This is a genomic window from Terriglobia bacterium, from assembly GCA_020072645.1.
Taxonomy (GTDB): Bacteria; Acidobacteriota; Terriglobia; order Terriglobales; family Acidobacteriaceae; genus Angelobacter.
In genome coordinates this window covers 1-13,358 of the sequence record JAIQGK010000030.1, presented here as the reverse complement: position 1 = coordinate 13,358, position 13,358 = coordinate 1, and the positions used below count along the sequence as shown (strand labels likewise).

Genomic DNA, 13,358 nt, shown 5'->3' with positions numbered 1-13,358 from the left:
CGGAGTAGCCCTTGGCAGTAGAAACTGAGTCGAAAAAAGTTGATGCAAAGATAGTTGATCCAAAGCCGGTTGACCCAAAGGCAGTTGATCCAAAGGCGGACGTCAAGAAGAAGAAATCCGCTGCCGCTCATCTGAAGTCGGTATGGCCAATGATCGGGGAGTTGGTCCGTCCCCGGCGCGGACTGTTGGTCCTGAGCTTTCTGCTTCTGCTGCTTGGCAGGCTTTGTGGGCTGGTATTGCCGGCTGCGCCAAAATATCTGTTGGATGACGTGATCGGCAAGCATCGCGCGAACCTGCTGCTGCCGCTGGTTCTGGTGGTGCTGGGCGCAACGTTGATTCAGGGATTGACCTCATTTGCGCTTACGCAGCTTCTTTCCAAAGAAGGGCAGCGTTTGATTTCTGAACTCCGGAAGCGAGTGCAGACGCACGTGGGGCGTCTCTCACTGAATTATTACGACGCGAACAAGACAGGGGCGCTGGTCTCACGCATCATGAGCGATGTGGAAGGCATACGCAACCTGATCGGCACCGGGCTGGTTGAGTTCTTTGGCGGCGTTCTGACCGCCGTGCTGTCACTAGTGTTCCTGCTGAAATACAACGCTGAGATGACTGCGATCGCCGTTGGGTTTCTGGTGGTCCTCATGGTGGCGCTCAGCCGGGCATTCAAAACGATTCGTCCCATTTTCCGCGAGCGAGCAAAGATCAATGCCGAGGTTACGGGCAGGCTCACTGAGTCGCTGGGAGGAGTGCGCGTGGTGAAGGGATATCACGCGGAAGAGCGCGAGTCGAACGTTTTCAGCCGCGGGGTGCAGCGCCTGCTGGACAACGTCTTGAAGTCTCTGACCGCTACCTCGCTGATGGGACTGACGTCCACTGTGGTGCTGGGAGTGGTGAGCGCCATCATCATGTTTATAGGAGCGCGCCAGATTCTTGCCGGGCACATGACGACAGGCCAGCTCTTCAGCTACACCATGTTCATGGGCTTTCTGATTGCGCCGGTCGCGCAGATGGCAAGCATCGGCACACAGATCACGGAAGCGCTGGCCGGACTGGACCGCACGCGCGAAGTGCTGGCGGAAAGCCGGGAAGATCAGGACCCCGACCGCTCGATTGTGCTTGGCCATATTAATGGCGCGATCGCGTTTGAAAATGTGGACTTTTCTTACGAACCCGGCAAGCCGGTGCTGGATGACGTGAGCTTTGACGCGCAGCCGGGAACGGTGACGGCGCTGGTGGGTTCGTCAGGGTCTGGCAAATCGACAATCATTGGCCTGGCCGCTGCGTTCTATAAGCCCACCTCAGGGCGCGTGACTGTTGATGGGCAAGACCTGAGCCGCGTTCGGCTTGATTCCTACCGCAGCGCGCTGGGCGTGGTGTTGCAGGATTCGTTCCTGTTTGATGGATCGATCAAGGAAAATATTGCCTTCTCGCGTCCATCGGCAACCGAAGAAGAAATTCTTAAGGCTTGCCGCATTGCCCACGTGGACGAATTTACAGAACGCTTTGCCGACAAGTACGACACGATCATCGGCGAACGCGGAGTAAAGCTTTCCGGCGGACAGCGCCAGCGCGTATCAATTGCCCGCGCCGTGCTGGCCGATCCCAGAATCCTGATCCTGGACGAAGCGACATCGAGTTTGGACTCAGAGTCAGAAGCCTATATCCAGCAGGGCCTGAAATATCTGATGCAGGGACGCACGACGTTTGTGATCGCGCACCGGCTGTCAACCATCCGGCAAGCTGACCAGATCCTGGTGGTTGAGTCCGGCAAGATCCTGGAGCGCGGCAAGCATGCCGAACTGTTGGCGTTGCAAGGCCGCTATTACGATCTCTATACGCGGCAGCATGGTCTGGAAGAAAACCTGTTTCTGGCTCCAGGCGAAGGCGACAAAGTGGAAGAAAAAGGCGGTGGGTCGCGCGGAGGCGGTGGTGGAGTGCCGGATGCGGTGAGTTTGATCCGGGGACAGGGCTTCTAAGATTGATCGGTCTGGCTGTAACGATGACCTAGGTCTGGAGGCCCCGCCGTCTGCGAGAGTGCCTATTCCGATTTAAGCTCTGGATTGTTGTCAGCATCTTCCAATAAAGGGTTGGCCCTTTGCTCGTCTAAGACACGCTTGCGGTCACCAAAAAGTTTAGACAAACTATGCTGAGTAGACAACGCTCTATCCAGCAGCAATGTCATTACGGCGCTCATTTCTGCATATACAGCCGTGGCTTTGCGGCTAGCCATTCTAAACTCGCGCGTATGTCCGGGTAGTTTCGAGACAATGTCATGTGTTTCATCTGACATCTCCCGCATACCCCGGATTGAAGCAATCAGGGGACTTAACTGCTCTGCGATACCGTGAAACTCGGCGGGATCTCCCAGTTTCTCTTCGGAAAACATCTTTGCAGCTGAATGTACAGCACCAAGGCTTTCGCTCATGGAGCTCTTGAGCGCAAGTACATCCTTTTTCGTTTGATTCGAGTGGTTTAGTAAAATGAGCGCCAGTCGGTCCAGAGCTACCTTCATCTCTTTGGCACTCTGATGTTGTTTTGCAATGTTCAGCCGTTCTAACGCGGTTTTGATTTCCTGTGTGTTGCGCTCAGCAGATTCAGCTAGGCTCTGAAGCGATTGTAAGGCCACGTTGTTTGCTGTTTCTCCCATGACTATAAGGTCTAGCAGACCTGGGTTTTCCGATATATCTCTTTCTTCCTCCGCGAGAGTTGAATCAACTTCCTCTATAGACGAGACGAGTTGCTCAACTGGAGTCTTTAAATCAGCAGGCAGTGGTGAAAGTACTCTCCATTTAGCGCCATCCCACTGGTCACTAATAAGTGTACGCAAGTGTTGTCTTATTACCTTAAGCAGTGAATCGGAATCAGTAAAGTCATGAAACAAACCACCAGCATCACCTAGGGTTTTTCGGAAGCCATGCACTTTCTTCAATTGCTCCAAGTCAAGCTTATGAATATTATCGGTAATGGTTTTAAAATAAAAAATGACTCGCACCGATTCGGGAGCCTGTCGATAACGTTCATAGGCAAGTTGAAACTCTTCTGCGGTTCCCGAGCCGGACCTAGGTGTCTCAGATCCGAAACGAGAGCCGAGAAGACCAATGTAAATATCATATTTATCTTGAAGTTGTGCATTTATCACCGCCTGCGGATCTATTCCAATCCCGGGAACCACATCTTTTTCAAAAGTCAGGGAGTGGAGATTGACGCCGTGGCTCTCTTCCAGAAATGGGTTCAATTCCTCAATGGCTGAGGCAATCACTTCTCGTTCTTTCGCCAAATCATTTGGAGACGAGATAAAAATTGAAAGGCGCGTAAGTCTTTTAGGCATGAGGATATTCTAACCGTCATCTCAAAACTTCAGCCTACGCTATGAGAACGGGAGCCCAGGATGCAGAGATCCGAAGCAGAGGACTCCAGTTAACCATCGATTCGACAAGCTCAGGCAGGCTAGCAGCACGAAAAAACACAAAAGGGTAGAATGCTCTGCCTTATCAAATATTCCCTTGTGGTGAAATTCAAATGCGACTGAAATTTTTCGATACTATCCTTGTGCTGCTGTTGTTCGCTCTTTCCTCTTCTGCTCAAACCGCTCCCGCTCCCAAACCGATTGACCTGCTCAAACAAAAGCTCGAACAGATATCCGCCGGCGTGAGCGCGGACTGGGGCATTTACATCAAATCGCTCGATACGGGCGAGGAGATTGCCATCAACGCCGATAAGGTGATGGACACCATGTCGGCTATCAAGATTCCGCTGCTGGTGGATATCTACCGGCAGGTGGACGCGAGCAAGATCAACACGGGTGATCGGTTCGCCATGAAGACCGCGGACAAGCGCTTTGGCACCGGAGTGCTGCGAACGGTTGATTCAGGACTGAACCTGAGCTTTCGCGATGCGCTGGAGCTGATGATTATCCAGAGCGACAACTCCGCCACCGACATGGCTTTTGCCCGCGTAGGCGGCCCGGCGCACGTGACCCAGACCATGCATGAACTGGGATTGAATTCCATCACTGCCACCGGGACGAGTTTCGACTGGTTCCGAGCGCTGGCGGAGGCTGGCGATCCTTCATATTCCAAGTTGTCTCCGGAAGAACTTTTTACCAAGGGCTTTCCTGACAAACTGACCGACGCCGATGTGGAGCGCTTCCATTTTGAGGGCAAGCATCCTTTTGGCCTGGCCAGTGCGCGCGACATGGGCAAGCTGCTGGAGATGATGGCAACGAACAAGGCCGCGAGCGAAAAATCCTGCAAGGAAATGCTGCGCATCATGGGCCAGCAGCAGATGCGCACGCGTATCCCGCGCTTCATGCTGGATGACGTCAACACTCCGCATAAGACCGGCGATTTTCCACCGTATATCGCCAACGACGTTGGTCTGATTGAGACGCCCGCGGGGCGTGTGGCAGTTGTGTTTTTCTCGGCGCACCATCGCGGCTATTACAGCGAGCTGGAAGACGCGATTGGACGCATGAGCGAGCAGGTGTGGGGTTATTTTAATTATCGGGAGAAGCAGGCGGCCAAGTAAGCGCAAGCTGTAGTTAGTAGTTGATCAACTCAATGCGGTCGAAGCAGGAAGCCTTCCAGTACCGATCTACCTGACTTAGCGCCGGCATCCTGCGACAACTATTCTGACGTCCCATGCTTGTCCTTGCGCCGCATCTTGAGGATTGCCGGCGATATATTTAAGATCGCGTTAGAATTGGTACCCGAAAATAGAACGGAGGCCGGCATGGCAAAGCTAACCAACTATAGCTTCCTTGCAGGAGCGCTGATCATGGTCTCATCCGCCGTGAGTTGCGGCGGAAATCAGCAGAGCGGTGGCGGTAACTTTGCCTCGGCCAGCCTGAGGGTGCTGGTGCTCAATCCGTCGGCGGGCACTGTGCAAGTTTCTGTGGATGGCACGATGGTGAGCAGCAATCTGCCCTACAAGGGGAATACCGGCTATGTGCCCATCAAGACCCCCGGCGGCCAGCTCAGCATGGCGCCTTCAAATTCCGTCACGGTAGCGCCATTCACCGAACCGCTTGATCTAACCGCGAATTCGCACAACACGTTTTTGCTGGACGGCTGGGCGCACTTTAATTCGTCCAGCAGTTTGATGGCGGACGACAACACACCTGCGCCCAATTCCGCTGCCAAGCTGCGCATTCTGGATGTAAGTTTGAGCGTGATTCGTGATATTTACCTGCTGCCCGCAGGGTCCACGCCGAGCGGCACTCCGCTTATTGCTTTGTCTGCCTTCAACACTGCCACCCCCTATCAGACGCTGGCCCCCGGAAGCTATGAAGTCTTTGTAACCAGGACAGGCACAACCCAGGTACTGTTCGATAGCGGTCCGATTAGCCTGGCTGCCGGGCAAAACCGCACCTTTGTAATCTTCAGCAATTGCCAGCCGAATACCTGCGATTTCAATGTACTTACATCACTTATGCTCGCGGACCTGAACTGAGCATTTTTGAATTCAGGATATACCGGGTACAGACATGATGTTTTCTGAATTTTGATGACCGATGGCCCGCTTGGCGGTGCCGGGCGTTTTTCGCTTGCAGCGGGAACATGACCGGAAGTAGAGTTTCCGCCTGGAACAACCCACATTATTTCGGCCCAAAACTTTTACCCTTGATCGCCGCGCAAACCGGGCGATCACCTTCACAAAAAAGAACAGACGGAGAACGATGCCACAGAACCTGATTCTAGCTGCCGGCAATTACGAGATAAATACATCCACAGGGGAGCTGACTGGCCCCGGAACTTCTGTCCGCGGGGAGGTTGCGGGCGGCAAGGTGACTTTCAGCTTCGCACAGATCAATATTGAAAATGGCGCGAACATTCAGGTGCGGGGAACAACGCCGGTGGTTTTCAGGGCAGCGACGTTACGATCAACGGCAAAATAATTTCCGATGGCAACGGCTTTCCCGGCGCTGCGCCTCTAAGGCCCGGAGCAGGCGGAGGAAATGGCGCTGGTCCCGGCGGAGGCCAGTGGTCAGGGAGTGTGGGCGCGGGCGGAGCAGGTTATGGCGGCAAGGGAGGAGCGGGCGGCTCGATCGGCGGCCAGACGCCAGGCCAAGGCGGCAAGAATTATCACGACTTCAAAAACTGCCTGCAGAACGGAAGTGGCGGAGGCGCTTTTGGGACGAGTCAGGGAGCCGGAGCGGGCGGCGGCAACGGCGGAGGCGCAATTGAGATACAAGCTACCAACACTCTCTTAATTAGCGGAACAATCAGCGTTGCAGGGACCGGCGGAGGAGGATCTGCGGCTGCCGGCGGTGGCGGCAGCGGCGGAAGCATTGTGCTTCAGGGTATGGCCGTGAAAGGCGCTCCTGTGCTGAATGCATCCGGCGGAGCTGGAGGCGGCGGCGCGATTGGCGGCGGTGGTGGCGCGGGCGGCGTGATTATGGTGATCACCGCAAAACAGGGCTTCAAGATCGACCGCTTCAATGTGTCCGGCGGTGGCGGCGGATCGTCAGCGCCAGGCGGACAAGGACAGCCGGGCGAGAAAGGATTGATGTACTTCCAGCCCAGGCATTGAAGAGCGGGCGCGCTACTCTTGCGCTGCACCGGGCAGATAAGCGCCGTAATAATATTCGCGGCAAAAAGGACAGACAGTGTGGGTGGCATCTCGCCGGGTGTGTGCCACATAGGCGGGAACCCAATCCCAGGCCGCCGGGTCATCAACTCGGCGTGTGCGGCGGCAATTGGCACACATATGGATTAGACCCAGCTTGCAGCGGTAAATGGAATCATCCGGCTCGCAAATGGCCCGCGTGTGGGGATGCACAACCACGAGCGAATTATTCACCACAAAGCCGGAACCCGACTGAAGCGGATAAACCTGCATCCGGTAAAGACGAAAGACCTGCGCGGAGGAGCACTCATAATCTTGTGATTGCAGGCGTCCGAAGGTGCGCGCCCTTTGAAAGAGATTTTTGATGTTTTCCCTCAGCTCATCGGTCACGAACTGCAGGAAGGGCTTGTGCAGCACTGAGGCCGCCAATACGTCCGCGCCGCCGCCATTTTCCAGAGCAAACCGGTCCCAAGCTGGGTTGCAATAGCAGATGTAGAGCGACTCAGTGAGGGCAAAACACGCATGTGGGCTGCTTTCCACGGACGCCGGCACTTTGTCGGGAAGCTTTGCCGGAGTAACGCCCGTGTACACGCAGTTAAGTTTATCGGAAGGCGCGATTTTAAAAACGTGACATTGGTCACTAAGGCCTACGCGCTTCTCTTTTGCTCGTGGCTGCGCGCCGGCTGATACAGTCCGGGCACGCTCCGGGCTGAAATTGCCAGCCGGTTCCAGGCATTGATAGTGGATATGGCGAGGGTCAGGTCAGCCAGTTCTTTTTCGTTAAAATGTTTTCGCGTCTCCTGGTAAGCATCGTCCGGCGCGTGGGTTTCTTTGATGTTTGTAACCACTTCCGCCCAGGCCAGGGCCGCGAGTTCCCGGTCTGTGTAATAGGGCGATTCCTGCCACGCGTCCAATCCATAAAGCCGCTGCTCCGTTTCGCCCAGCGCGCGCAGGTCTTTCCAGTGCATATCAATGCAGTACGCGCATCCGTTGATTTGCGACACTCGCAGCTTGATCAGGTCAAGCAGCTTTTGCTCAAGTCCGCATTGATGAAGGTATTTCTCAAGACCGAGCATCGCTTCGTAAACTCCGCGACCAACTTTCAGATAATCGATTCTCGCTTCCATGAATTTCTCCTTTATTTACTTTTGGATGACGAGGGAACGAATTCGATGCAGGGCATCTGCAAGAGGAAAAATATTTCCAGCAAGCCGCGTCGTGTGCCTCTGGATGCGGCCTGAGAACCTGAACGAAGGCGGAATCCCGAGGCGCGGATTGGTCATCACTTAATTAAAAGGAGGCTGATCATGCAAAACGTTGCTGTCGATACTGATGTCCTGATCGTCGGCGCCGGGCCAGTCGGGTTGTTCCTGGCAACCGAGTGCGCTCGTCGAGGACTGAGATATCGGATCATCGAGACGCGCGCATCGCAGTCAGAACATTCCAAGGCGCTGGCAATTTTTCCTCGCACGCTTGAGATCTTTGACATGGCTGGCCTCGTGGGCCCTTTTCTTGAAGCGGCAAACCGCGTTACGTCTGTCACTGTAGTGTCACACGGACGCACACTTGCCGACATGCGCTTCGCTCCCGAGCAGAGTCCATACCCTTTCGTCGCCATGGTTCCCCAGAACGTAACGGAGAAGCTGCTGGTGGAGCAACTGCGGCGCGCGGGCGGCGCTGTGGAGTATGAAACCAAATTCGTATCAGCGGCCGAACAAGACAATTATGTGGATGTGACGATGGACCGTAAGGGCGCAACAACCAAGCTTAGAGCTTCTTTCGTTGTCGGCTGCGATGGCGCGCACAGCGCCGTTCGCCATCTGCTGAATCTGCGGTTTGAAGGCGCGGAATATGACGATACGTTCATCCTGGCTGACTTGGAGACGAACCAAACCCTTCCCGCTGACCAGTTGCAGCTATGCCCGAGCGAACTAGGTCCGGTAGCCGTTTTTCCCATGAGCGCCACACGCCGGCGCATCGTAGCGTCCATCAAAACCACGGAAGGTGATGCGCCATCGCTCGATCTTGTGCGCCGGATACTGGCTGAACGCGCACCCAGCGGCCTGGAGGCGCGCGCCCTGCACTGGAGCGCCTATTTTCGTATTCACCACCGTCAGGTGGCGCATCTGCGCGTAGGGCGTTTCTTCATCGCCGGCGATGCCGCTCACATTCACAGTCCCTTTGGGGGACAGGGAATGAATACCGGCCTGCATGATGTGTGGAACCTGGCCTGGAAGCTCGACCTTGCGCTGCATGGTCATGGCAATGAAGAGTTGCTTGAGAGCTACAGCGCCGAACGCCGTCCGGTAATTAAAAATGTTATCGAGACGACCCATTACCTCACCAAAGCATTGGGAACCCCGAGTAAACTTGCACAAATTTTGCGCGATACAGTGATACCCATGGTGTTGCGGCTGGCGCCTTTTCAGCATGCTTTCGTGCAAAGACTCTCCGAACTCGGCGTCCACTATCATGGAAGCCCGATTGTTGAAGGCGCGGGAGAACGATATCTGGATGATTCGATGCGAGGCGGAAATGGCATTCGCAGCCGCTTCCTGCTGGTGATGGATCGTGCCGCAGACGCATCGGCAAAGGAGGCTGCCAGGAAGCTCTGCGCATCCTTAAGCGACGTGGTTGAGTTGCGACTGGCGCGGCAGCAGGGCATAAGCCTCGTGCGTCCGGATGGCTATATTGCGTATTCCGCGCGCAACCATCACGGAATTGCAGAATTCACAGCCGTGCGCTCACTTGTGGAACGTCAAACAAGGGCCAGACTGGAAGCTGCATAGGCTGGTGTCCACGCTCAGTGAGAATGCGCTGCATTTGATCTGGAATGCGAATATCTCTGTAATGCATGTGGTTTCGGCTTGCAATCGCTCGCCATTCCATCATGGTGTTAAGTAAATAGTTATTATCTATTGATACAACAGAGCAGCAGGAGCTTACATCTTTCAGAGCAGCACACTCCCGGATCCCCTGTACGGAATACATGATCGTGCTCTGAGGACTTTATATGCTGAAAGCGCTCCGATCGCTCCTTATCGTCTGCCTGTTCCTTAGCTCCTTCATCTTTGCCAGCCAGCCATCGCTACCCGACGCAACCGGGCTGCTAACCTTTGAAACTAACCGTGGCCAGACCGCACCGCAAGTCCGCTTTCTGGCGCGAAGCCGCGAAGGCATTCTTTTCTTTACCCCTGACGGAGTGACCGTTGCCGTGCCGCACCAGGGAAGCTTCCGTCTGCTGTTCGACAATGCCGCTCAGAAAGAACGCACCATTAATCCTGAGCAGCAACTCGTGGCCCGCAGCAACTATCTGAATCGCCAACCCGCCATCGTGGGGGTAGAGAACTATGCGGCGCTACGCTATGCGTCTGTTTATCCGGGCATTGATGTCCGGTTTTATGGCCAGGGACGGCATCTGGAACACGACTTTCTGTTAGCGCCAGGAGCGGATGTAAGCAAAATAGCTCTGCGCACGGAGGGCATTGATGCAATTCATATCCAGCCATCAGGCGATGCAAGCCTGACGCTCGGCAAGTTGCAGTTGACGGAGTCCGCGCCGCGCGCCTGGCAGACGATCCAAGGAAAACGTTTCGCGGTGCAAGCGGCCTGGAAACTTATCAGCGCTGACCGTCTGGGGATTTCCCTTGGGTCCTATGATCGCGCTTTGCCGGTGACGATTGATCCTGTGCTAGCGTATGCGACCCATCTGGGCGGCTCCACAGGACAGGACTTGAGCCTGGGCACATCATTTCCCGCCGACACTTCCATCTCTGCAATCGGGCTCGACACCAACGGCAACATCTACGTTGGAGGCACTACCAGCGCGGCCGATTATCCCACCACCGCCGGAGCATTCGACCGCTCCGCCAACTCGCAAGCAATATTTCACGGTGACGCCACCACGCAGAGCGGCTTCATTTCAAAGTTCGACAAGACCGGACGCATCCTGATCTACTCCACCTTCCTGCGCGTGCAGGTCGACGGCATGGCCGTGGATTCGACCGGCCATGTCTACAGCGCGGAAGCCCAGTTCAATGAATTTCCCGGACCGAACTTCGGGTCCGACGAAGGAATCAATATCGACAAGCTCAGTGCTGACGGCTCATCACTCCTCTATAGCAATTTATTTGGGCAAACTACCAGCACGGACCCAGCTTGCCAAGCAAACAGCAGCTCCTTCGTGGGCGGCCTGATTGCGGACAACTCCGGGCATGTGTATCTCTCCGGCAGCACCGCGAATCCCTGCCTTCCGGCGACAGCGGGCGCTTTCCAGAAAACTCTACCCAACTCCAACACCACCGGGTTCGTGGCGAAATTCGATACCAACGTGGCGCCCGCCAGTTCGCTGGTTTTCAGCACATATCTGGGCGGCAGCGACGGAACCGACGGCGTCAATGCCATTGCGATTGATTCCTCGGCGAACGTGTATGTTGCCGGAACCACGTCTTCCACCAACTTCCCGCACGGCGCGGTCTTTGGTTCAGGCTCGCCGCGCGTATTTGTATCCAAACTGAACTCTTCCGGCTCAGGACTGATTTTTTCAACTCTACTAGGCGGCGCTAACAGTTTTCGCGGCGTGACCGCCATCGGCCTGGACCCATCGCACAACGTCTATATCACCGGCACCACGTCGCAAAGCACCTATCCCACCACGACGGGCGCTTTCCGGACTACGATTGCCGGCGGCTCCGATGCGTTTGTCACCAAGGTAAGCAGCGGGGGCGGTTCTCTCATTTTCTCCACGTTCCTCGGTGGCAGCGGCGCGGACAGTTCCGCCGGCCTACACCTCAACAGCGCGCAAATGGTGTTCCTGACCGGAAGCACCAGTTCCGCTGATTTTCCCACCACCGCCAATGCCTTCCGGCAGACCCTGGCTCCAGCCACCCAGGATGCATTCGTCACCGCCCTGCAGCCCGACGGCAAATCGCTCTACTATTCAACGTTGCTGGGCGGCAGCAACACGTCAAGCGGCGGGGCGATCTGGGTTGATCCGGCCTGGAACGCATGGGTTGGTGGAAACACCAGCGCGGGTGATTTTCCGGTGACGCCGGATGCGTTCCAACCGGGACTCAAGGGAAACAGTGACGCGTTCATTGCCAAGGTGGTCATCGCGGCCGATCTTGCGTTGCTTTCGCCCACCGCTCCCGCCACAATCCACCAGGGACAGACTCTGACCTATAGCCTGCTCATCGGCAATCAGGGGCCGGACAACAGCGACAATCTGGTTATCACTGACGTGCTCGCGCCCGGAACCAGCTTCGTGAGCGACAGTCTTACCGGCGGTACCGGGCCAACTTCCTGTACAACGCCTTCCCCGACGCAAGACGGTGGCACCATCACCTGCAACTGGAGAGGACTGCCGGCGCACGAGACTATCGCCGTGACCATACAGGTCAAGGTAAACGCCGCGGCGGGCGCAACGTTGGTCAATAACTTCAGTGTCCGTGCGCAAACCCAGGACCTGAACATGTCTAACAACTCTTTCTCATTTACAACGCAAGTGCAGTGATGCAGCTGGCTGAGCTATCCTGCTGCGAAAGCAGGATAGCTTCGCCGGCCTTCTCTTACCGTCCATCGGCTTGATCGTGCGCATGTCGAACACACGTCAGTAACGCATCCAGCGCAGTGTGCTCTCCTTTTCGCGCTTTTTGTAGAGAAGGGTGAAATTCGTCATGCAAGGGCCGACCGGAGGAACGTTCTAGCATCGATGAAAGTGCGCGCACGACCGGTTACTGTGTTGCCGCGGCTGTTTCGGTGCGCTGCTGGGCGGGTTTCTCTTGTTATGGATACCTGTGAACACAGCTCAGGAGACGTCAAAGCCATCTCATACCTTGTCTGCCCAGCAAAAAGAGACAATGAATACGTTTGTCCTGGACGGCAGATATCTGCTTGAAGCGGGCAAGACCGGCGAATCAGATCTAATAGTGCCCTTGAGATCATATCTGGGATCGCGTAGGACGGATTCATTCAGCAGACGTCAAGCTGTAATGGCCCTTGCCAGGCTCGGAGACCAGCGGGCGCAGCAGCAAATCGTGTGCTCGTTTTATGGTGACGACAAGATCGCAATGCAGGACGCAGCGGAAAGCGACCTCCCGTACGTAGGTGGATGGTTTGCGATTCGACTGTACCGCTATCTTCTTTCTCCCGAAGCTGACAAAAGGTTTTGGAAGGCAAAGAAGCCGGAAGCTTCAGACCTGGCCTATATCTCGCCAGCAATCTGGGCGCTTATGCAGCTTCCCAAAATTGTCCCAAATCCGCCCCTTGCGCCATTTGATCCGGGGGCTGGCGACCCTGGAAGAATTCCACAACAGGAAGGCAAGATTTGGCTCGATTGGATCGGGCAGCATGAGACTTTATTGCATCAACTGACACCCACCGGAGAAGGCATCGACTTTACTGGAAAGAGCTGCAGGCACTTCAAGCCTTATCCTCAAAGTAAAAGAGAATGAAAGTGTGGCCCGGTGTGCGTTTGTTTCAGCCATCTGGGGCATTGTCCTATTTCGCTATTAATTCGATACAGAGAATCCGCTAAAGTGTGGCAGCGTCGAGATGCGCACGGTCTTTGACAATTAGCGGCTAGCCACTAGCTTCTAGCCGCTAGCAAAAGCGGGTGCGTCTGAACCCTACGCGAATCGAAGTGTAATCGCCGAAGTGTCCTGCACCCCGAAAGTGAGACAGAGATAATATCCCCACTAAGCAGGAAAGGAGCTGCGAGTGGCGAATTTAAAAGGTGCCAAGAAACGCGGGTTGCCGTTTTGGCAGGCCGCAGTGGCAAGGGTACAGGCAGG

At 55.5% G+C, this 13,358-nt stretch carries 11 protein-coding genes; 8 read left to right on the top strand and 3 right to left on the bottom strand.

Going from position 1 to position 13,358, the window contains the following annotated elements; genetic code table 11:
- The first annotated feature begins 149 nt into the window (after window positions 1-149).
- Window positions 150-1,976, top strand: a complete 1,827-nt coding sequence (locus tag LAO76_26820; GenBank protein MBZ5494554.1) for an ABC transporter ATP-binding protein/permease — start codon at window positions 150-152, stop codon at window positions 1,974-1,976.
- A gap of 62 nt (window positions 1,977-2,038) precedes the next feature.
- Here LAO76_26820 and LAO76_26815 read toward each other — a convergent pair whose 3' ends face one another.
- Window positions 2,039-3,328: a DUF4062 domain-containing protein gene (locus tag LAO76_26815; GenBank protein MBZ5494553.1), complete on the bottom strand. Its 1,290-nt coding sequence runs from the start codon at window positions 3,326-3,328 to the stop codon at window positions 2,039-2,041.
- A 191-nt stretch (window positions 3,329-3,519) separates the two neighbouring features.
- Between LAO76_26815 and LAO76_26810 the strand changes: the two genes are divergently transcribed.
- From LAO76_26810 to LAO76_26795, 4 genes are all read left to right on the top strand, one after another.
- Window positions 3,520-4,527, top strand: coding sequence for a class A beta-lactamase-related serine hydrolase (locus tag LAO76_26810; protein ID MBZ5494552.1), 1,008 nt, complete (start codon window positions 3,520-3,522; stop codon window positions 4,525-4,527).
- Window positions 4,528-4,731: 204 nt separating this feature from the next.
- Window positions 4,732-5,451 carry a DUF4397 domain-containing protein gene (locus tag LAO76_26805; protein ID MBZ5494551.1) on the top strand — a complete coding sequence of 240 codons (720 nt, stop codon included), beginning with the start codon at window positions 4,732-4,734 and terminating at the stop codon, window positions 5,449-5,451.
- 226 nt (window positions 5,452-5,677) lie between these two features.
- Window positions 5,678-5,896 (top strand): hypothetical protein, encoded by a 219-nt coding sequence (locus tag LAO76_26800; protein MBZ5494550.1) that lies wholly within the window; start codon window positions 5,678-5,680, stop codon window positions 5,894-5,896.
- 98 nt (window positions 5,897-5,994) lie between these two features.
- On the top strand, window positions 5,995-6,531 hold the full coding sequence (locus tag LAO76_26795; protein ID MBZ5494549.1) for a hypothetical protein: 537 nt from the start codon (window positions 5,995-5,997) through the stop codon (window positions 6,529-6,531).
- 12 nt (window positions 6,532-6,543) lie between these two features.
- On the opposite strand, the gene LAO76_26790 is transcribed toward LAO76_26795, so the two are convergent.
- Together LAO76_26790 and LAO76_26785 are read right to left on the bottom strand one after the other, a co-directional pair.
- The gene (locus LAO76_26790) at window positions 6,544-7,158 is read right to left on the bottom strand and encodes a hypothetical protein (protein MBZ5494548.1); all 615 of its coding nucleotides are present in this window, start codon (window positions 7,156-7,158) and stop codon (window positions 6,544-6,546) included.
- 56 nt (window positions 7,159-7,214) lie between these two features.
- Entirely contained in the window at window positions 7,215-7,694 is a 480-nt protein-coding gene (locus LAO76_26785) for a carboxymuconolactone decarboxylase family protein (protein MBZ5494547.1), read from the bottom strand.
- Between the two features lie 180 nt (window positions 7,695-7,874).
- Here LAO76_26785 and LAO76_26780 point away from each other — a divergent pair, with 180 nt between their 5' ends.
- The 3 genes from LAO76_26780 (at window position 7,875) to LAO76_26770 (ending at window position 13,019) form a co-directional block, all read left to right on the top strand.
- Window positions 7,875-9,356, top strand: coding sequence for an FAD-dependent monooxygenase (locus tag LAO76_26780; GenBank protein ID MBZ5494546.1), 1,482 nt, complete (start codon window positions 7,875-7,877; stop codon window positions 9,354-9,356).
- Between the two features lie 224 nt (window positions 9,357-9,580).
- Window positions 9,581-12,079: an SBBP repeat-containing protein gene (locus tag LAO76_26775; GenBank protein MBZ5494545.1), complete on the top strand. Its 2,499-nt coding sequence runs from the start codon at window positions 9,581-9,583 to the stop codon at window positions 12,077-12,079.
- Between the two features lie 346 nt (window positions 12,080-12,425).
- Complete coding sequence (locus tag LAO76_26770) at window positions 12,426-13,019, top strand: hypothetical protein (protein MBZ5494544.1); 594 nt, start codon at window positions 12,426-12,428, stop codon at window positions 13,017-13,019.
- The last annotated feature ends 339 nt before the right edge of the window (window positions 13,020-13,358 follow it).

What these genes read in the sequence shown, in the direction of transcription:
- LAO76_26820 (MBZ5494554.1), top strand. Translation starts at nt 150, where the DNA reads ATGATCGGGGAGTTGGTCCGTCCCCGGCGCGGACTGTTGGTCCTGAGC.
- LAO76_26815 (MBZ5494553.1), bottom strand. Translation starts at nt 3,328, where the DNA reads ATGCCTAAAAGACTTACGCGCCTTTCAATTTTTATCTCGTCTCCAAAT.
- LAO76_26810 (MBZ5494552.1), top strand. Translation starts at nt 3,520, where the DNA reads ATGCGACTGAAATTTTTCGATACTATCCTTGTGCTGCTGTTGTTCGCT.
- LAO76_26805 (MBZ5494551.1), top strand. Translation starts at nt 4,732, where the DNA reads ATGGCAAAGCTAACCAACTATAGCTTCCTTGCAGGAGCGCTGATCATG.
- LAO76_26800 (MBZ5494550.1), top strand. Translation starts at nt 5,678, where the DNA reads ATGCCACAGAACCTGATTCTAGCTGCCGGCAATTACGAGATAAATACA.
- LAO76_26785 (MBZ5494547.1), bottom strand. Translation starts at nt 7,694, where the DNA reads ATGGAAGCGAGAATCGATTATCTGAAAGTTGGTCGCGGAGTTTACGAA.
- LAO76_26780 (MBZ5494546.1), top strand. Translation starts at nt 7,875, where the DNA reads ATGCAAAACGTTGCTGTCGATACTGATGTCCTGATCGTCGGCGCCGGG.
- LAO76_26775 (MBZ5494545.1), top strand. Translation starts at nt 9,581, where the DNA reads ATGCTGAAAGCGCTCCGATCGCTCCTTATCGTCTGCCTGTTCCTTAGC.
- LAO76_26770 (MBZ5494544.1), top strand. Translation starts at nt 12,426, where the DNA reads ATGAATACGTTTGTCCTGGACGGCAGATATCTGCTTGAAGCGGGCAAG.